Annotated in this window: 18 protein-coding genes; 17 read left to right on the top strand and 1 reads right to left on the bottom strand. The window is 68.1% G+C overall.

The window, feature by feature from the left end:
* Positions 1–13: 13 nt before the first annotated feature.
* Positions 14–829, bottom strand: coding sequence for an outer membrane protein assembly factor BamD (locus tag CDO81_RS04055; protein WP_088481847.1), 816 nt, complete (start codon positions 827–829; stop codon positions 14–16).
* Between the two features lie 43 nt (positions 830–872).
* Between CDO81_RS04055 and CDO81_RS04050 the strand changes: the two genes are divergently transcribed.
* The 17 genes from CDO81_RS04050 to CDO81_RS03970 all read left to right on the top strand — a co-directional run bounded on the left by CDO81_RS04050 (position 873) and on the right by CDO81_RS03970 (position 18,209).
* A complete protein-coding gene (locus CDO81_RS04050; RefSeq protein ID WP_088481846.1) occupies positions 873–1,871 on the top strand; it encodes an RluA family pseudouridine synthase in 999 nt (332 codons plus the stop codon).
* Between the two features lie 238 nt (positions 1,872–2,109).
* Positions 2,110–3,060 (top strand): SMC-Scp complex subunit ScpB, encoded by a 951-nt coding sequence (gene scpB, locus CDO81_RS28635; RefSeq protein WP_241516831.1) that lies wholly within the window; start codon positions 2,110–2,112, stop codon positions 3,058–3,060.
* Complete coding sequence (gene rluB / locus CDO81_RS04040) at positions 3,057–5,075, top strand: 23S rRNA pseudouridine(2605) synthase RluB (protein WP_088481845.1); 2,019 nt, start codon at positions 3,057–3,059, stop codon at positions 5,073–5,075. The genes scpB and rluB overlap by 4 nt, the downstream gene beginning before the upstream one ends.
* Positions 5,076–5,157: 82 nt before the next feature.
* On the top strand, positions 5,158–5,586 hold the full coding sequence (ndk, locus tag CDO81_RS04035) for a nucleoside-diphosphate kinase (RefSeq protein ID WP_088482433.1): 429 nt from the start codon (positions 5,158–5,160) through the stop codon (positions 5,584–5,586).
* 40 nt (positions 5,587–5,626) lie between these two features.
* A complete protein-coding gene (gene rlmN, locus CDO81_RS04030; protein ID WP_088481844.1) occupies positions 5,627–6,736 on the top strand; it encodes a dual-specificity RNA methyltransferase RlmN in 1,110 nt (369 codons plus the stop codon).
* Positions 6,737–6,756: 20 nt separating this feature from the next.
* On the top strand, positions 6,757–7,548 hold the full coding sequence (pilW, locus tag CDO81_RS04025; RefSeq protein ID WP_088481843.1) for a type IV pilus biogenesis/stability protein PilW: 792 nt from the start codon (positions 6,757–6,759) through the stop codon (positions 7,546–7,548).
* A gap of 5 nt (positions 7,549–7,553) precedes the next feature.
* Positions 7,554–8,528, top strand: a complete 975-nt coding sequence (locus CDO81_RS04020; protein ID WP_088481842.1) for a helix-turn-helix domain-containing protein — start codon at positions 7,554–7,556, stop codon at positions 8,526–8,528.
* Positions 8,528–9,793, top strand: a complete 1,266-nt coding sequence (ispG, locus tag CDO81_RS04015) for a flavodoxin-dependent (E)-4-hydroxy-3-methylbut-2-enyl-diphosphate synthase (protein WP_088481841.1) — start codon at positions 8,528–8,530, stop codon at positions 9,791–9,793. The genes CDO81_RS04020 and ispG overlap by 1 nt, the downstream gene beginning before the upstream one ends.
* Before the next feature lie 11 nt (positions 9,794–9,804).
* Entirely contained in the window at positions 9,805–11,112 is a 1,308-nt protein-coding gene (gene hisS, locus CDO81_RS04010; protein WP_088481840.1) for a histidine--tRNA ligase, read from the top strand.
* A gap of 40 nt (positions 11,113–11,152) precedes the next feature.
* On the top strand, positions 11,153–11,824 hold the full coding sequence (locus CDO81_RS04005) for a YfgM family protein (protein WP_088481839.1): 672 nt from the start codon (positions 11,153–11,155) through the stop codon (positions 11,822–11,824).
* A complete protein-coding gene (bamB, locus tag CDO81_RS04000; RefSeq protein WP_088481838.1) occupies positions 11,821–12,969 on the top strand; it encodes an outer membrane protein assembly factor BamB in 1,149 nt (382 codons plus the stop codon). The genes CDO81_RS04005 and bamB overlap by 4 nt, the downstream gene beginning before the upstream one ends.
* Entirely contained in the window at positions 12,966–14,297 is a 1,332-nt protein-coding gene (gene der, locus CDO81_RS03995) for a ribosome biogenesis GTPase Der (protein WP_088481837.1), read from the top strand. Before bamB ends, der begins: the two co-directional genes overlap by 4 nt.
* 81 nt (positions 14,298–14,378) lie before the next feature.
* Positions 14,379–14,621 carry an RNA chaperone Hfq gene (gene hfq / locus CDO81_RS03990; protein ID WP_056198163.1) on the top strand — a complete coding sequence of 81 codons (243 nt, stop codon included), beginning with the start codon at positions 14,379–14,381 and terminating at the stop codon, positions 14,619–14,621.
* A gap of 11 nt (positions 14,622–14,632) precedes the next feature.
* Positions 14,633–15,874, top strand: coding sequence for a GTPase HflX (gene hflX, locus CDO81_RS03985; RefSeq protein ID WP_193466480.1), 1,242 nt, complete (start codon positions 14,633–14,635; stop codon positions 15,872–15,874).
* Complete coding sequence (gene hflK / locus CDO81_RS03980) at positions 15,871–17,121, top strand: FtsH protease activity modulator HflK (RefSeq protein ID WP_088481835.1); 1,251 nt, start codon at positions 15,871–15,873, stop codon at positions 17,119–17,121. The genes hflX and hflK overlap by 4 nt, the downstream gene beginning before the upstream one ends.
* A gap of 15 nt (positions 17,122–17,136) precedes the next feature.
* Positions 17,137–18,030, top strand: a complete 894-nt coding sequence (hflC, locus tag CDO81_RS03975) for a protease modulator HflC (protein WP_088481834.1) — start codon at positions 17,137–17,139, stop codon at positions 18,028–18,030.
* Positions 18,027–18,209, top strand: coding sequence for a DUF2065 domain-containing protein (locus CDO81_RS03970; RefSeq protein ID WP_277596085.1), 183 nt, complete (start codon positions 18,027–18,029; stop codon positions 18,207–18,209). The genes hflC and CDO81_RS03970 overlap by 4 nt, the downstream gene beginning before the upstream one ends.
* Positions 18,210–18,244 lie beyond the last annotated feature (35 nt).

Here is an 18,244-nt window from a genome sequence, read left to right as displayed (position 1 = left end):
CGTCCGATTCACATCACCAGAGCTGCCACCAGGGCTTGCGCTTGCCGGCGTTGCCGCTGGCGTACTGGCTGTCGGGGAAGTTCTTGTCCAACACACGGCGGGCGTCGTCGCGGAGTTGGTCCAGACCCAGCTTGTCGTAGCTCTCCGCCATGATGAACAGGCCTTCCTCGATGCCGGGCGCATGCTGGAACTCCGCCACTGCTGACTGCGCGCGGTTGGCCGCGGCCACGTAGGCCTTGCGGTTGAAGTAGTAGCGCGCCACGTGGATCTCGTAGGCGGCCAGCGTGTTCGTGATGAAGTTGATGCGCAGGGACGCGTCGGCGGAGTACTTGGAGTCGGGGAACTGCTCCACCAGCTGGCGGAAGGACAGCAGGGCCTCGCGCGAGGCCTGCTGGTCGCGCTCGGCGACGTCTTGATTGGCCAGGCGGCCGAACAGGCCCAGGTCTTCGTTGAAGTTGACGATGCCCTTCATGTAGAGGGCGTAGTCCATCGCCGGGCTGGACGGGTTGAGCTTGATGAAGCGGTCCAGCGTCGTGATGGCCTGGGCGCGTTCACCGGTGCGGTAGTAGGCCCAGGCGACGTCGAGCGTGGCTTGCTGGCCCATGGTCGTGCCCGCCGCACGGCCTTCGATCTTCTCGAGCGTCTTGATCGCGCGGTCGTAGCTGCCGGCGTTCAGGTCGTCCTTGGCGTCTGCATACAATTTGTCCAGCGCTGCCTGGGAGTTGGGGTCCTCCTTGGGCGCGGAGCCGCAGCCGCTCAAGCCGAGCGCAAGCGCCATCACCACAGCACCGGCGACAACGCGGCCGGCCTTGAATTTCTCAACAAACATGTCTGAAGTCGACGGCGATGCTGCCGGCCGGTCACAGGGAACAATGGACGCGGAGTATAGGGTGGGGGTTCCAGAAGACTTCGAGACGGAGGCCGATGAGGCGCAGGAAGTCGAACGCCGCGTTGCCGAGGTCGATGCCGCTGGCCATGGCGAGCGGCTGGATCGCTGGCTGACGGGCCTGGCGCCCGAGTTCTCGCGCAACCATTTGCAGGCCCTCATCGAGCGAGGCTGCGTGCAGGTGGACGGGCGGGCGTTGACCAAGTCGGCCCACAAGCTGCGTGCCGGCCAGCGCATCGAGGTCGAGCTGCAGCCGACCGACGAAAGCCGTGCCTTCCGGGCCGAGCCGATGGCGCTCGACTTCGTCTACGAGGACGAGCACGTGGCCGTCGTCAACAAGCCGGCGGGTCTCGTGGTGCACCCGGCGGCCGGCAACTGGTCAGGCACGCTCATGAACGGGCTGCTGGCCCACCATCCAGCGGCGGCCGGGCTGCCCCGTGCGGGCATCGTGCATCGGCTGGACAAGGACACCAGCGGCTTGATGGTCGTGGGCAAGACACTGGAAGCCGTGACCGCGCTGACCCGCCAGATCGCCGCCCGCGAGGTGCACCGCGAGTACCTTGCGCTCACCTGGGGTCGCGTCGAGGAGCCCTTGACCGTCGAGCAGGCCTTGCGACGCGACCCGGTATCGCGCGTCAAGATGGCCGTGGCCCCCGCCAACCTCGGCAAGCCGGCCCGCACCGATGTCTATCCGCTGGGCGTGGGCGAGGTGCAGGGGCGGGCGGTGAGCGCGGTGCACTGCGTGTTGCACACCGGTCGCACCCACCAGATCCGCGTGCACCTGACCCACCGCGGCCATCCCCTGCTGGCCGATGCCTTGTACGGCGGCGCGCCGGCCCTGGGTCTGGTGCGGCAGGCGCTGCACGCGGCGCGGTTGGGCTTCACCCATCCCGTCACGGGGGAGGTGCTCAGCCTGCGCGCGCCGCTGCCTGCCGACATGGCCTCGGCCTGGGCCGGGATCGGCGCTTCGGACCTGCCTGATTGAGCGGGCTACAATGCGCCCCGGTTGTCGTGGCAGCCAGCGCGCCGTTTGAGGCGCGACCCGCGCGGTCTGCAGTTCTTCCGCCCGCCGGTCAACCACCCCGTAAGCGTCCCGCTGGCCGGCTGATGAGCCCCTCGACGACGCGCGGACCGACCCCGTCTGCATGGCTTGACGAGCGCTGGGAGCGCCGAAGCCCAGGCGGATTGCCAGACTTGGCCTGATTGAGGGCGCAATTGCGTTCATGAATACCCAGGATGCCAAGCGCGTCCTCGAGACCGCGCTGATCTGTGCCTCGCAGCCGTTGACGCTTCGCGAGCTGCGCAGCCTGTTCGCCGACGAACTCGGCGCCGATACCCTGCGCAGCCTGCTCGACGAGCTCAGCCGCGACTGGGAGGGCCGCGGCGTGGAGCTGGTGGCCATCGCGTCCGGCTGGCGCTTCCAGAGCCGGCCGGAGATGCGCGAGTACCTCGATCGCCTGCACCCCGAGAAGCCGCCGCGCTACTCGCGTGCGGTCATGGAGACGCTGGCCATCATTGCCTACCGGCAGCCGGTGACGCGAGGCGACATCGAAGACATTCGCGGCGTCGTCGTCGCCAGTCAGATCATCAAGCAGCTCGAGGACCGCGGCTGGGTCGAGGCCATCGGTCACCGCGAAACCCCGGGCCGGCCCGCGCTGTACGCGACGACCAAGGCCTTCCTTGACGACCTGGGCCTGGCCAGCCTTGAACAGCTCCCCGCACTGGAGGTGGGCAGCGAGCCGCCGGCCTTCGAGGCGCTGCAGGGCCAACTGCTCGACGCCGAGGAGCCTGAGGCCGTGGCCGACGACGCTGCGCCAGCCCAGCAGGCGGCCACGGGCGCCACCGAGGCGCCGTCGACCGAGCCGCCCGTGGACGAGCAAGCTGCCCCGGTGCCCGTCACCGTGGCGGCCGTGGCCTCTGACGCTGCCGCTCCTGAAGCGGTGCTGGAAGACGCAGCGACCGCGCAGACATCCGAAGCGGCAGTGCCTGCCGCCCTGTGCGAACCCCTTGTTGAACCTACGCCGGCCAGCGCGCCTGAGCCGGCGCCGCAGACCGCATCTCACGCGGCCCCGCCCGTGCCCTCCAGCAGCCTGTTCGGTGCTGACGGCACGCCTGCGCTCCCCCCGACCGATCTGAATGATCCGCCCCCTGCAACCCAGCCTGAATCCGCATGAACGACGCAGCTGATCAAGACAAGCCCCTGCCCAACGCTGCCGACGCCGAGGCGCCTGCGGCGCCCAAGCGCCGTCGCACGACGAAGGCCGCGGTCGCCGAGGCCGCCGCCGAAGCCCCTGCCGAAGCGTCGGCTGCGGTCGAGGCACCGGTGCCCGCCAAGCGCACCCGCCGCAAGGCCGACCCCGCCGCTGAGGCGGTCGCCGAAGTTGCCGCGCAAGCCGCGCCGGCAGTCGAAGCCGCCGAGGCCGCAGCACCGGCCCCGGCGCGCAAGCGCGCACCGCGCAAGACCGCCGCCGCTGCCGAAGCGCAAGGCCCGACGCCGGCGGAGGCACCGGCGCCCTTGCCGCTGTTCACGCTGGCGCCGGAGGTGCCCGCTTCGCCTGCACCCGCGCCGATCGCGGCGGCCGAGGGCGGCGCCCGGGTCGACAGCAATGACGATGGCGACGCCGACGCTGACGGCGACGGCGGCAGCGATGCCGGCGGCGAAGACGGCGAACGGGGTGGTCGCGGCCGCAACCGCCGCCGCAACCGCAAGGAACGCGCCGAGCGCCAGGCGGCCGCGCAGGGCACTGCCGGCGGCGAACTGGCCGGCCCCGTGCTGGCACCCGAGCTGGTCGAGGCTGCCGTCGCCCGCTTTGCCGACGTGCTGTCGGGCACGCTGGATGCCGAGTCCGAAGGTCCGGCTGCCGAGCCGCCCGTGCTGGCGCCAGAACCGGCTGAAGCCTCGGCCGAGGGCGAGGAAGGTGAAGGCAAGCGCGTGCTGGCCCCGGACGCCGATGCCCCCAAGCTGCAGAAGGTGCTGGCCCAGTCCGGCATCGGCTCCCGCCGCGACATCGAGGAATGGATCGCCGAGGGCAAGATCGAAGTGAATGGCGAGGTGGCTCACGTCGGCCAGCGCATTTCCTTCGGCGACAAGGTGCGTGTGAACGGCAAGGAAGTCCGTGTGCGCATCTCTCCGCCCAACCCGCGCATCCTGGCGTACCACAAGCCCACCGGCGAAGTCTCGACCTTCAACGACCCCGAAGGCCGGCCGACCGTCTTCCGCACGCTACCGCGCGTGCAGGGCCAGAAGTGGCAATCCGTCGGCCGCCTGGACATCAACACCGAGGGCCTGCTGCTCTTCACCAATTCGGGCGAACTGGCCAACCAGCTGATGCATCCGCGCTTCGGCGTCGAGCGTGAATACGCGGCGCGGGTGCTGGGCTCGCTGTCCGACGAGCAGCGCAGCAAGCTGCTCGAAGGTGTGAACGTGGACGGCCAGACGGCGTCGTTCAAGAGCATCGAGGACGGCGGCGGCGAAGGCGCCAACCGCTGGTACCGCGTCGTCATCACCGAAGGCCGCAACCGCGAGGTGCGCAAGCTGTTCGAGGCGGTCGGCATGGTGGTGAGTCGCCTGATCCGCATCCGCTACGGCACCGTGGTGCTGCCGCGCGGCCTCAAGCGCGGTGTGTGGGTCGAACTGGGCGACGACGACGTTCGCGTCATCCGCCGCCTGGCGGGGCATGGTTCCCACAATGGCCAGGCCGGCCAGGGCCAGCCGCAGGGCAAGGGCCAGCAGCAAGGGCAGGGGGGCAAGGGCGACCGCAACAAGCGTCGCTCCGATGACCGCCACAGCGGCGTGGGCCCGCGTCCGAGCCGCCCGCCCGAGCCGCAGCAGCCGCGCATGCAGCGCGAAGAACGCGCCCCGCGCCGGGATGACGACGAGGAGGATGACGACTTCATCCCCCACCACATCAATCCGCTGGAGCAGACCTTCGACCGCCGCCACGCCACGGGCGGCAAGCGTGGTCTTCCTCAGGGCTTCGGTGCCGGCGGCAGCAGCCCCTATGGCGGCAGCAAGCCGGGCAAGGGCGGCAACAAGGGCGGCGGCCCGCGCGAGCCGGACCCGATGCAGACCTCGGTCGGTTACATCGGCGGTGATGCGTTCCTGCGCCGCGGCGGTGGCGGCGGCGGGCGGGGCGGCAAGGGCGGCGGTGGCCGCTCGGGCGGCGGCTTTGGCGGCCGCAACCGTTGATCCTCGCGGGATGACCGATTAGGGTCATCCCTGCCCGCTACAATCGCAGGCTTTGTCCAATACGCCCCTCCAGGAGAACACCATGGCGATCGAAACCACCCTGTCCATCATCAAGCCCGATGCCGTGGCGAAGAACGTCATCGGCCAGATCTATGCCCGCTTCGAAGCCGCCGGTCTGAAGATCGTGGCCGCCAAGATGGTGCACCTGTCGCGTGGCGAGGCTGAAGCCTTCTACGCCGTCCACAAGGCCCGCCCCTTCTTCAACGACCTGGTCAACTTCATGATCAGCGGCCCGGTGATGATCCAGGCGCTGCAAGGCGAAGGCGCCATCCTGAAGAACCGCGACCTGATGGGCGCGACCGACCCCAAGAAGGCCGAGAAGGGCACCATCCGCGCCGACTTCGCTGACAGCATCGACGCCAACGCCGTGCACGGCTCCGACGCCGCCGAGACGGCCGCTGCTGAAGTGGCCTTCTTCTTCCCCGGCATGAACGTCTACGCTGGTCGTTGATCCCCTAACGGGGTCGGTGACCCCGGCCCAGGAAGTTCGTATGCAAGCGGTCAACCTGCTCGGTTTCGATCTGCCAGGCCTGGCCGCCTACTGCGAGCAACTGGGCGAAAAGAAATTCCGTGCGACCCAGCTCTTCCGCTGGATCCACCAAAAGGGCGCGTCGGACTTCGATCAGATGTCCGACCTTGCTAAGTCCCTGCGCGAGAAGCTCGCCGGCCGCGCGGTCATCCGGGGGCTGGACGTCATCTCCGAGCATGTCTCCGCGGACGGCACCATCAAGTGGCTGTTCGATGTCGGCGCGGGCAATGCCGTCGAGGCCGTGTTCATCCCCGAAGACGACCGGGGCACGCTGTGCGTCTCCAGCCAGGCCGGCTGTGCCGTGGGCTGCCGCTTCTGCTCGACCGGCCATCAAGGCTTCAGCCGCAACCTGACCACGGCTGAGATCGTGGCCCAGCTCTGGTTTGCCGAGCACAACCTGCGCCGGCGCCAGAACACCACCGAGCGCGTCATCTCCAACGTGGTGATGATGGGCATGGGCGAGCCGCTGCAGAACTACGACCAGCTTGTCCCGGCGCTCAAGACCATGCTGGACGACCACGGCTACGGCCTGAGCCGCCGCCGGGTGACGGTGTCCACCTCGGGCGTCGTACCCATGATCGACCGGCTGCGCGAGGACTGCCCGGTGGCGCTGGCGGTGAGCCTGCACGCGCCGACCGACCCCCTGCGCGACCAGCTCGTGCCGTTGAACAAGAAGTACCCGATCGACGAACTGCTGGCGGCCTGCAACCGCTATCTCGAGAAGGCGCCGCGCGACTTCATCACCTTCGAGTACTGCATGCTGCAAGAGGTGAACGATTCGCCCGAGCAGGCGATGGAGCTGGTGCGGCTGCTCAGGAACAAGGTGAGCTGCAAGCTCAATCTCATCCCGTTCAACCCCTTCCCGGCGTCGGGCCTCACGCGCAGCACCAACGCGCGGGTGCAGGCCTTTGCCGAAGTGCTGATCCAGGCCGGCATCGTCACCACCGTGCGCAAGACACGCGGTGACGACATCGATGCCGCTTGCGGCCAGTTGGCGGGTGAGGTGCAGGACCGCACCCGCGCGCATATCCGCATGGTCAGGGCCCCCGTGACGGTGGCCAAATCCGGGTGACGCCACCCCTCGAGGATTTGATGAAGCGCCTGCTGCCTACCCTGACGATCGCACTCACTGCTCTCCTGCTGGCGGCCTGCGCCGGCACCGGCCCCAGTGCCAACCGGGAGATCAAGACCGATTCCGACCAGACCGATGGCGACCGCCGGGCGGCCATTCGCCTGGAGCTGGCCCAGGGCTACTTTTCCCGCGGGCAGCTCAACACGGCGCTGGACGAGCTCAAGCTCGCGCTGCAGGCCAAGCCCGACATGCGGGAAGCCGTCAACCTGCGCGGCCTGATCTACGCCGCCATGGGCGACAGCCAGCTGGCCGAAGAGGCGTTTCGTCGTGCCCTGGCCGTTTACCCCGGCGACCCCGACACCTTGCACAACTACGGCTGGTTCTTGTGCCAGCAGCAGCGCTGGCAGACGGCCGATGCCTTGTTCGACCAGGCCCTCTCCCAGCCCAGCTATCGCGCGCCCGCCCGCACGCTGCTCGCCAAGGGGGTTTGCGAGGCACGTTCCGGTCGCTTGCTGGTGGCCGAGAAGACGCTGCTGCGTGCCTTCGAACTCGACCCGGCCAGCCCCGTCATCGCGGTCAACCTGTCCGAAGTGCTCTACCGCAACGCCGAGTACGAGCGCGCCCGCTTCTACGTGAAGCGGGTGAACAGCCAGCCGGATCAGGCCAATGCCCAGAGCTTGTGGTTGCAGCTGCGCATCGAGCGCAAGACCGGCAATACCAGCGCGGTGGACGATCTGTCCCTGCAACTGCGCCGCAAGCATCCGCAGTCGCCCGAGACCCAGCAGCTGGACACCGGCCGCTTCGAAGACTGAGCCGCATGGCGCCCCATAACAAGAACGACCAGACGATGGAATCCATGTCCGAGGGACGCAACCCGCCAGCGGCCACCAGCGCCGGCGCGTGGCTGCGCAACGTCCGCCAGCAGCGCGGCCTGCACATCGCAGCGCTGGCCGTCATGCTCAAGGTGCCCCAGGCCAAGCTGGAGGCCCTGGAGGCCGACCGCTTCGACCAGTTGCCCGACGCGACCTTCGCCCGCGCCTTGGCCACGGCCATGTGCCGCGCGCTCAAGGTCGACCCCGCGCCCGTGCTGGCCCTGCTGCCTCGCACCAGTGAGCTGGGTCTGGATGTGCGCCAGGGCCTGAACCAGCCCTTCCGCGAACGCAACGCCGGCAGCGCCATGGACGGCTCCGGTCTTGCCGTGCTCGCTCGCCCGGTGGTGTGGGGGCCGGCCCTGCTGCTGCTTGCTGCGGCAGCGGTGTACTGGATGCCCGCCGGCTGGATTGCCGAGCGGGAAGCCTCGCTGGCAGCGCCTGGGGCTGCGGCATCCAGCATCGTGGTGACCACCGCCGCCAGCGTGCCGTCGGAGTTTGTCCCGGCGCCCGCCACCTCCCTGCCGGCCGCCAGCGCCGCGTCGACAGTGCCCGTGCCGGTGGCGACGCCTTCCGCGCCCGGCCCGCTGCCCGTGGCTTCCGCGCCTTTGCAGGTGCGCGACGTGCCGCCGCCGCCCGCCGTGGCCGCGGCGTCCTCGCCCAAGCCGACGATCACCGCCACCGGCGGCAGCACGCTGCGCCTGACGGCCACGGCCGAGACCTGGATCGAGGTGGCTGACGCCCAGGGCCAGGTGCTGCTGTCCCGCGTGTTGCGTGAAGGCGAACAGCAGGAATTCAGCGGCGCGGCGCCGTACAAGGTGCGCGTCGGCAATGTCCGCGGCACGCGCGTGGAGTGGCGCGGCGCTGCCGTCGACTTGGCCGCGCGCGGCAACAACAACGTCGCTCGACTGGAGTTGAATTGATGAGCGAATGGATCATCCCCGAGGCGGCGCCCGCGCCGCGCAAGAGCCGCCAGGCACGCGTCGTCTGGGGGAATCGCGTCGTGACCATCGGCGGCGACGCCCCGGTGCGCGTGCAGTCGATGACCAACACCGACACGGTGGATGCCATCGGCACTGCCATCCAGGTCAAGGAGCTGGCGATTGCCGGCTCGGAGATGGTGCGCATCACGGTCAACACGCCCGAGGCCGCCGAGCAGGTGCCCTACATCCGCGAGCAGCTCGACCGCATGGGCATCGATGTGCCGCTGGTGGGCGACTTCCACTACAACGGCCACCGCCTGCTGACCGAGTACCCGGCCATGGCCCAGGCGCTGTCCAAGTACCGCATCAACCCCGGCAACGTCGGCAAGGGCGAGAAGAAGGACAAGCAGTTCGCCCAGATGATCGAAGCGGCCATGAAGTACGACAAGGTCGTGCGCATCGGCGTCAACTGGGGCAGCCTCGACCAGGAGCTGCTCGCGCAGTTCATGGACGAGAACGCCCGCCGCGCCCAGCCCTGGGGCGCCAAGCCGGTCATGTACCAGGCGCTTGTTGAATCGGCGCTGACCTCGGCGGCCTATGCGCGCGAGCTCGGCTACAACCCCGACAACATCATCATCAGCTGCAAGGTCAGCGGCGTGCAGGACCTGATCTCGGTCTACCGCGAGCTGGCCCGCCGCTGCGACTACGCGCTGCATCTGGGCCTGACTGAGGCTGGCATGGGGACGAAGGGCACGGTGGCTTCGTCCGTCGCGCTGGGCATCCTGGCTCAGGAGGGCATTGGCGACACCATCCGCGTCAGCCTCACGCCGCAGCCGGGCGAGGCGCGCACACAAGAGGTGGTGGTGGCGCTGGAGATCCTGCAGGCCCTGGGCTTGCGGCACTTCAACCCGAGCGTCACGGCCTGCCCGGGCTGTGGCCGCACGACCAGCACCACCTTCCAGGAGCTGGCCAAGCAGATCGACGACTTCCTGCGCCTGCAGATGCCGGTGTGGCGCAACAAGTATCCCGGCGTGGAAGAGATGAAGGTGGCCGTCATGGGCTGCATCGTCAACGGCCCCGGCGAGAGCAAGCATGCCGACATCGGCATCAGCCTGCCCGGTACCGGCGAGGCGCCGGCGGCACCCGTCTTCATCGACGGCGAGAAGGCCGTGACCCTGCGCGGCGACAACATCGCGCAGGAGTTCCACGCCCTGGTCGAGAACTACATCGAGAAGCGCTTCGGCGCCAAGGCCACCGCGGCCTGAGACAGCACCCCATGACTGAAAGCAAGAAAGTCCAGCCGCTGCAGGCGGTGAAGGGCATGAACGACATCCTGCCGCCGGAGTCGGCGCGTTGGGAATGGCTGGAGGCCAAGATGCGCAGCGTGCTGCAGCGCTACGGTTACCAAAACGTTCGCGTGCCCATCGTCGAGCCCACGGCGCTCTTCGTGCGCGGTATCGGCGAGGTGACCGACATCGTCGAGAAGGAGATGTACGCCTTCGAAGACCGCGCCGACAAGCATGGCCAGGCCGAACATCTGGCGCTGCGCCCCGAGGGCACGGCCGGTGTGGTGCGCGCCATGATCGAGCACAGCTACCTGCGTGACAGTGCCCGGCGCCTGTATTACATCGGCCCGATGTTCCGCCGCGAGAAGCCGCAAAAGGGCCGCTACCGGCAGTTCCACCAGATGGGCATCGAGGCGCTGGGCTTTGCCGGCCCTGACGTCGACGCGGAAGTCATCCTGCTGGCGCGCACGCTGTGGCGCGAACTCGGCCTGAAGGAGGGCGAGGACGTCACGCTCGAGATCAACTGCCTGGGCCAGCCGGACGAGCGCCGCGCCCACCGCGAGGCCCTCATTGCCTACCTGGAGCAGCACAAGGGCGTGCTCGACGAAGAAGCCCAGCGCCGCATGTACAGCAACCCGCTGCGCGTGCTGGACACCAAGAACCCGGCGATGCAGTCCATGGCCGAAGGGGCCCCGAAGCTGCTGGACTTTCTCGGCGCCGAGTCCCTCGCGCACTTCAACGGTGTGCGCGCGCTGCTGGATTCGGTCGGCCTGGCCTATCGCATCAACCCGCGCCTGGTGCGGGGCCTGGACTACTACAACCTCACCGTCTTCGAATGGGTCACCGACAAGCTCGGTGCCCAGGGCACGGTCTGCGCGGGCGGCCGGTACGACGGCCTGATCGAGCAACTCGGCGGCAAGCCGGCGCCGGCCGTCGGCTTCGGCATGGGCCTGGAGCGCCTGCTGTTGCTGCTCGAAACCCTGAACCTGCAGGCGCCCGCAGCGGCACCCGATGTCTACGCCGTCGTGCCCGAGCCGGCCGACCTGCCGCGCATCCTGCCCACGCTGGAGGCCCTGCGTGCCGCGGGCGTGGCGGTGCAGATGCACGGCGGCGGTGGCTCGTTCAAGTCGCAGTTCAAGAAGGCCGATGCCTCCGGCGCTCGCTTCGCACTGGTGTTCGGCGGCGATGAGCTCGCGCGCGGCGAGGTGGCGGTCAAGTCGCTGCGCGATGGCGCTGAACAGGTGAGCCGACCGCTCGCCGACGTGGCGACCTGGGCGACCGACCTGCTCCCCGCATAATCCCGGGCCTTCTGAGCCCCTTTCTCGACAAGTTCCTCCCATGGCAGCCCATCTCGACCTCGAAGAACAAGAACAACTTGAACAAGTCAAAGCGTTCTGGAAGCGCTGGGGCAACCTCATCACGTGGCTGATCACGATCGCGCTTGCCGCCTTCGCCGCCTGGCAGGGCTGGAATTGGTACCAGCGCGACCAGGCCGCCAAGGCCGCCGCGATGTACGAAGAATTCGATCGCGCCCTGAATGCCCAGGACCTGGACAAGGCCGCCGTGGCTGCCGCTGACCTGAAGTCCCGCTTTGCCGGCACCGCCTATGCGGCTCAGGCTGGCCTGCAGGTCGCCAAGCTCCAGCTGGACAAGGACAAGCTCGACGACGCCCGCCAGAGCCTGGCCTGGGTGGCCGAGCACGGCGCCGAGGGCGCCCCCTACCGCGACCTGGCCCGCCTGCGTTTGGCCGGCCTGCAGATCGATGCCAAGGCCTATGACGACGCCGCCAAGTCGCTGGACGCCGTGAAGGCGCCGGAGTTTGCCGGCCTGGTGGCCGACCGCCGCGGCGACCTGCTGCTGCTGCAGGACAAGCGTGACGCCGCCAAGGCCGAGTATCAGAAGGCCCTGGCTGCCATCGACAAGACGCAGGACTATCGCCGCATCGTCGAAGCCAAGCTGGCGACGCTTGGCGTGCCCACGGCGATCGAAGCCGCCGGAGCTGCGCAATGAAGCGCCGCGTCCTGACCTCGGCCTTGGTCGTCGCCCTGTCGGCTTCGCTGGCGGGTTGCTCGACGATCAGCTCGACCTGGAACTCCTGGTTCGGCGACGACAAGAACAAGCCGGCGGCGCTGGAGACCCTCTCTGGCCCGGCCACCGGCCGCATCGTCTGGAGCAGCAAGGGCGACAACATCAACTTCCCGCTGAGCATCGCGACGCCGGTCGACCGCTTCGTGGTGGCCAGCAGTGATGGCGCCGTGCGCGCGCTGGCTGCGGCCGACGGGCGCGAGCTGTGGCGCGGTGATGCCGGCAGCAAGCTTGCCGCCGGCGTGGGCAGCGATGGCCGATTTGCCGCCGTCGTCAATCGCGACAACGAGCTTGTCGTGCTGGACGCGGGCAAGGTGGTCTGGAAGAAGGCTTTGCCGACGCCGGTCGTGGCGGCGCCGCTGGTGGCGGGCGAGCGCGTGTTTGCGCTGACGCTGGACCGCCAGGTGCTGGCCTTCGATGCGCTGGATGGCCGCAAGATCTGGGAACTCAAGCGCCCGGGTGAGCCCCTCACGTTGGCCAAGGCCGGCGTGCTGATGGCCTACAAGGACACGCTGATCGTCGGGCAAGGCCCGCGCCTGGCGGGTGTGGACCCGCTCAAGGGCCAGCTGCGCTGGGAAGCCAGCGTGGCCACGCCGCGCGGCACGAACGAAGTCGAGCGCCTGGCGGATTTGGTGGGGCCTGCGGTGCGCCAGGGCGAGTTGCTGTGCGCGCGCGCCTTCCAATCGTCGGTCGGCTGCGTGAACGCTGAGCGCGGCAGCGCACTGTGGAACCGCGTGGTCGGTGGCGCCAACGGCATCGGGGCGGACGACCAGGTGGTTGTGGCCGGTGATGCCTCTGACCGTCTGTCGGCCTGGAAGCTGGCCAATGGTGACCTGGCCTGGTCGGCCGACCAGTTCCAGCGTCGCAAGCTGTCTGCACCGCTGCTGCTCAACAAGCAGGTGCTCATCGGTGACTTCGAGGGCCAGGTCCATCTGCTGGACCGTGAGACGGGCAAGACGCGTTCGCGCCTGGCCACCGACGGCTCCGCCATCGTGACGCTGGCCTTGCAGGGTGACACCGCGCTGGTGGCCACCAAGAACGGCGGCCTGTTCGCCATCAAGGCCGAATGAAACCCGTCATCGCACTCGTCGGACGCCCCAACGTGGGCAAGTCGACCCTGTTCAACCGCCTGACGAAGTCGCGCGATGCCATCGTGGCCGACTTCGCCGGCCTGACGCGCGACCGCCACTACGGCGACGGCCGCCTGGGCGACCGCGAGTTCATCGTCATCGACACCGGCGGCTTCGAGCCCGACAGCACGACCGGCATCGTCAAGGAGATGGCCAAGCAGACCAAGCAGGCCGTCGCTGAAGCCGACGCAGTCATCTTCGTCGTCGACATCCGCCTGGGCCTGTCGGCGCACGACAGCGAGATCGCGCGCTACCTGCGCAGCGTCAACAAGCGCGTGCACCTGGCGGTCAACAAGGCCGAAGGCATGGTCGACTCGCCTTTGCTGGCCGAGTTCCATGAGCTCGGCATGGGCGAGCCTCATCCGATCTCGTCGGCCCACGGCCAGGGCATCCGCAGCCTGCTGGACGCGGTGCTGGAGCCTTTCGACGCCACCGAGCGTGACGAGGATGCGAAGGACGAGGGCGTCATCCGCCTGGCGGTCGCGGGTCGGCCCAATGTCGGCAAGAGCACCTTGATCAACACGTGGCTGGGCGAGGAGCGCCTGGTCGCCTTCGACATGCCGGGCACGACCCGTGATGCGATCGCGGTGGACTTCGAGCGCAATGGCCAGAAGTTCAAGCTCATCGACACCGCAGGCCTGCGTCGCAAGGGCAAGGTCTTCGAAGCCATCGAGAAGTTCTCGGTCGTCAAGACGCTGCAGGCGATTGCGGATGCCCACGTCGTGCTGCTGCTGCTGGACGCCACACAAGGCGTGACCGATCAGGATGCCCACATTGCCGGCTACATCCTCGACAGCGGCCGCGCGGTGGTGCTGGCCGTCAACAAGTGGGATGCCGTCGACAGCTACCAGCGCGAGACGCTCAAGCGCCAGATCGAGCAGCGCCTGGCCTTCCTGAAGTTCGCGCCGATGCATCAGATCTCGGCGCTCAAGCGCCAGGGCTTGTCGGCGCTGTGGAACGCGATGGCCGATGCCTACGCGTCGGCCTACCGCAAGATGACCACGCCGGTGCTGACCCGCCTCATCCAGGAGGCCGTGGAGCACCAGCAGCCCAAGCGCGCGGGTGTTTCCCGCCCCAAGTTGCGCTACGCCCACCAGGGTGGCCAGAACCCGCCCATCGTCGTCATCCACGGCAATGCGCTGGAGGGGGTCACCGAGGTCTACAAGCGCTATCTCGAAGGCCGCATCCGCGCCCACTACAAGCTCGTGGGCACGCCGCTGAAGATCGAGCTGCGGTCCTCGAAAAACCCATTCACCGAAAAGCCCTAGGGTGACCTCCGGTCTCTTCGGGACCGTGTGTTAAGGTCTAACCCGTAGTCCCCACCTCCCCCGATAACTCGGAGCATACCGATGAGCAACAAAGGCCAACTTTTGCAGGACCCCTTTTTGAACCTGCTGCGCAAGGAGCATGTGCCCGTCTCGATCTACCTGGTCAACGGCATCAAGCTCCAGGGCCACATCGAATCGTTTGACCAATACGTCGTGCTGCTTCGCAACACCGTGACCCAGATGGTCTACAAGCACGCCATCTCCACCGTGGTGCCGGGCCGTGCGGTCAACTTCCACGCTGGCGACGCTCCCGCGGACGCCTGATCACCGCCCCCTTGTCCTCGACCCCAGCCACTTCCGCGACGCCGCCCTCCGAGGCGGCGCGCGCCATTCTTGTGGGCGTCGATTTCGGTCGGCGCAATGCCGCCCAGGGCTTCGACGAGACTCTCGATGAACTGGCCCTGCTTGCCGAATCGGCGGGCGATACACCGGTCGCCAAGGTCATCGCCCGCCGGCCCGCGCCGGACGCGGCCTTGTTCGTCGGCTCCGGCAAGGCCGACGAGATCAAGCTGCTCGTGCAGGCCCATCAGGCCCACACGGTGCTGTTCGACCAGGCCATTTCCCCTGCCCAGCAGCGCAACCTGGAGCGTGTGCTCGGCGTGCCGGTGGCCGACCGCACCGCGTTGATCCTGGAGATCTTCGCGGCACGGGCACAAAGCCACGAAGGCAAGCTGCAGGTCGAGCTGGCCCGGCTGCAGTACCTGGCCACGCGCCTGGTGCGACGCTGGAGCCACCTGGAGCGCCAGAGCGGCGGCATCGGTATGCGCGGCGGCCCGGGTGAGGCGCAGATCGAGCTGGACCGTCGAATGATCGACGACCGCATCAAGAAGACCAAGGAGCGGCTCAAGCAGGTGCAGCGCCAGCGCGGCACCCAGCGCAAGGCACGCTCGCGCAACGGCGTGTTCAAGGTGTCACTGGTCGGCTACACCAATGCCGGCAAGAGCACGCTCTTCAACGCCCTGGTCAAGGCGCGCACCTACGCGGCCAACCAGCTCTTCGCCACCCTCGACACCACCACGCGCTCGCTCTACCTGGAGCAGGCCGGCGCGAGCGTGTCACTGTCCGACACGGTGGGCTTCATCCGCGACCTGCCGCACAAGCTCGTCGAGGCCTTCCGCGCGACGTTGCAGGAGGCCGCTGATGCCGACTTGCTGCTGCATGTCGTCGATGCCTCCAGCCCGGTGCTGGAAGAGCAGATGGCCGAGGTCGAGAAGGTGCTGGCCGAGATCGGCGCTGCCGACGTGCCCCAGATCCTGGTGTACAACAAACAGGACCTGCTGGCTGACGACCAACGCCCGCGCGAGATCGTGGACGCGATGCTGCGCAGCGCCGGCAGCACCGAGCCCACGCCGCGCGTCTTCGTCAGTGCGCTGAGCGGCACCGGCCTGCCCGAGCTGCGCCAGCTGATCGCAACGGCCATGCAGGCCCAGCCCTTGATTCCCGACGAGCGGGACCCACGTTTCGACGTCGATCCGTCCGACCCCGAGTCCTCTTCACAAGAACCATCACAGGCATGAGCAGCACTCCTCACCCCCAGCCCCGCAGCCCGTGGGCCCAGCGTCTGCTGACGCCTGTGGCACGCGCTGCCGGCCGGCTGCTGAACAACGGTCGCAACGACGGCCCGCCCGACCTTGACGAGCTCTGGCGGGACTTCAACCGCAAGCTCTCCGGCATGTTCGGCGGCAAGCCCAGCGGCCCGTCCAACCCCGGCAGCGGTGGCGGTGGTTCGCCCGACATGAAGGGCGCCGGCATCGGCATCGGCCTGATCGCCGGTGTGGTGGTGCTGGGCTGGTTGGCCAGCGGCTTCTTCATCGTGCAGGAAGGCCAGCAGGGCGTCATTACGTCCTTCGGCAAGTACAGCAAGACGGTGGAGGCGGGCTTCCAGTGGCGCTTGCCCTATCCCTTCCAGGCGCACGAGGTGCAGCCGGTGTCGCAACTGCGCCAGGTCGAAGTGGGGCGCAGCTCCATCGTGTCGGCCACGGGGCTGCGCGATTCGTCCATGCTGACGCAGGACGAGAACATCGTGGACATCCGCTTCACGGTGCAGTTCACCATCCGTGACCTGCGGGACTTTCTGTTCGAGAACCGCGACCCCGAGCAGGCCGTGCTGCTGGCCGCCGAGTCGGCCGTTCGCGAGATCGTCGGCAAGAACACGATGGACTCGGTGCTCTACGAGCAGCGCGATGCCATCGCGGCTGACCTGATTAAGTCGATCCAGGCTCAGCTGGACCGCCTGAAGGCCGGCATCCAGATCAAGAACGTCAACGTGCAGAGCGTGCAGCCGCCCGAGCAGGTGCAGGCGGCTTTCGAAGACGCCTTCAAGGCCAACGCCAACCGCGAGCAGTTGAAGAACGAGGCCCAGGCGTATGCCAACGACGTGATCCCGCGCGCCCGCGGTGATTCCGCGCGTCTGCGCGAGCAGGCTGAGGGCTACAAGGCCCGCGTGATCGCGACCGCCGAGGGTGACGCGCAGCGCTTCAAGGCCGTGCTGGCCGAGTACCAGAAGGCACCGCAGGTCACGCGCGACCGGCTCTACACCGATGCCATGCAGCAAGTGTTCAGCAATGTGAGCAAGGTGATGGTGGACACCAAGAGCGGCTCCAACATGCTCTACCTGCCGCTGGACAAGCTGCTGCAGCAAAACAGCAGCGTGACCGTGTCACCGCCCCAGGCGGCCACGACCACCGTGCCCGAGCCCCAGACCCTGCCGGCGGCTGCCGACCCGCGCAGCCGTGACAACCAGCGCAGCCGCGACGGCCGCTGATCGAGGATTCACCGCATGAACCGCATTGCCGCCTTCGTCGCCGGCGCTATCGTCGTCCTGATGCTGCTGTCCTCGATGCTCTTCATCGTCGACCAGCGCCAGTTCGCCGTCATTTACGCGCTGGGCGAGATCAAGGAAGTTATCACCGAGCCGGGCCTGAAGTTCAAGGCGCCGCCGCCCGTCCAGAACGTCGTCATGCTGGATCGCCGCGTGCAGACCCTGGACAGCCCGGAGTCCCGTCCCATCTTCACGGCCGAGAAGAAGAGCCTGGTCATCGACTGGCTCATCAAGTGGCGCGTGGCTGAGCCGCGTCAGTTCATCCGCAACAGCGGTGCCGACATGCGCAACGTCGACAACCGCCTGGCGCCCATCGTGCAGGCGGCATTCAACGAAGAGGTGACCAAGCGCACCGTCATCGCCGTGCTGTCGACCGAGCGCGAGAAGGTCATGAACGACGTTCGCAAGCGCCTGGCCGACGAGGCCAAGCAGTTCGGTATCGAGGTGGTGGACGTTCGCATCAAGCGCGTCGACTTTGCGTCGACCATCACCGACTCGGTCTACCGTCGCATGGAGTCCGAGCGCAAGCGCGTCGCCAACGAAACCCGCTCCACGGGCGCTGCCGAGGGCGAGAAGATCCGCGCCGATGCCGACCGCCAGCGTGAAGTCATCGTGGCCGAGGCTTATCGCGATGCCCAGAAGATCATGGGTGAGGGCGATGCCAAGGCCTCCGAGCTGTACGCGGAAGCCTTTGGTCGCGACCCCAACTTCGCCCAGTTCTACCGCCAGCTGACCGCCTACAAGGCCAGCTTCAAGAGCAAGAACGACGTGATGGTCGTCGACCCGAGCAGCGACTTCTTCAAGACCCTGCGTGGCCCGGGTGCCGCACCGGCCGCCCCCGCCCGCAAGTGACGGAACTGCTCACGGCGCTGGCGCTGGTGATGATCATCGAGGGGCTGATGCCCCTTGCCAGCCCGGCGCGGTGGCGCGAGGTGTTCAGTCGCATCCTCGCACTGAGCGATGGCCAGATCCGCTTCATCGGGCTGGCCAGCGTGTTGATGGGGCTGCTCGGACTGGCCTGGTTGCACTGATCCGAACGCTCGACGGGCGTGGCAAGCGGGGAGGG

It is taken from the genome of Roseateles puraquae, from assembly GCF_002205845.1.
Classification (GTDB): domain Bacteria; phylum Pseudomonadota; class Gammaproteobacteria; order Burkholderiales; family Burkholderiaceae_C; genus Pelomonas; species Pelomonas puraquae.
This window is presented reverse-complemented; position numbering and strand designations above follow the sequence as displayed.

Coding starts and splice junctions, on each gene's coding strand:
- hisS (WP_088481840.1), top strand. CDS start 9,805: ATGACTGAAAGCAAGAAAGTCCAGCCGCTGCAGGCGGTGAAGGGCATG.
- rlmN (WP_088481844.1), top strand. CDS start 5,627: ATGCAAGCGGTCAACCTGCTCGGTTTCGATCTGCCAGGCCTGGCCGCC.
- scpB (WP_241516831.1), top strand. CDS start 2,110: ATGAATACCCAGGATGCCAAGCGCGTCCTCGAGACCGCGCTGATCTGT.
- rluB (WP_088481845.1), top strand. CDS start 3,057: ATGAACGACGCAGCTGATCAAGACAAGCCCCTGCCCAACGCTGCCGAC.
- CDO81_RS04005 (WP_088481839.1), top strand. CDS start 11,153: ATGGCAGCCCATCTCGACCTCGAAGAACAAGAACAACTTGAACAAGTC.
- hfq (WP_056198163.1), top strand. CDS start 14,379: ATGAGCAACAAAGGCCAACTTTTGCAGGACCCCTTTTTGAACCTGCTG.
- ndk (WP_088482433.1), top strand. CDS start 5,158: ATGGCGATCGAAACCACCCTGTCCATCATCAAGCCCGATGCCGTGGCG.
- CDO81_RS04020 (WP_088481842.1), top strand. CDS start 7,554: ATGGCGCCCCATAACAAGAACGACCAGACGATGGAATCCATGTCCGAG.
- bamB (WP_088481838.1), top strand. CDS start 11,821: ATGAAGCGCCGCGTCCTGACCTCGGCCTTGGTCGTCGCCCTGTCGGCT.
- hflK (WP_088481835.1), top strand. CDS start 15,871: ATGAGCAGCACTCCTCACCCCCAGCCCCGCAGCCCGTGGGCCCAGCGT.
- CDO81_RS04050 (WP_088481846.1), top strand. CDS start 873: ATGGACGCGGAGTATAGGGTGGGGGTTCCAGAAGACTTCGAGACGGAG.
- hflC (WP_088481834.1), top strand. CDS start 17,137: ATGAACCGCATTGCCGCCTTCGTCGCCGGCGCTATCGTCGTCCTGATG.
- der (WP_088481837.1), top strand. CDS start 12,966: ATGAAACCCGTCATCGCACTCGTCGGACGCCCCAACGTGGGCAAGTCG.
- ispG (WP_088481841.1), top strand. CDS start 8,528: ATGAGCGAATGGATCATCCCCGAGGCGGCGCCCGCGCCGCGCAAGAGC.
- pilW (WP_088481843.1), top strand. CDS start 6,757: ATGAAGCGCCTGCTGCCTACCCTGACGATCGCACTCACTGCTCTCCTG.
- CDO81_RS04055 (WP_088481847.1), bottom strand. CDS start 829: ATGTTTGTTGAGAAATTCAAGGCCGGCCGCGTTGTCGCCGGTGCTGTG.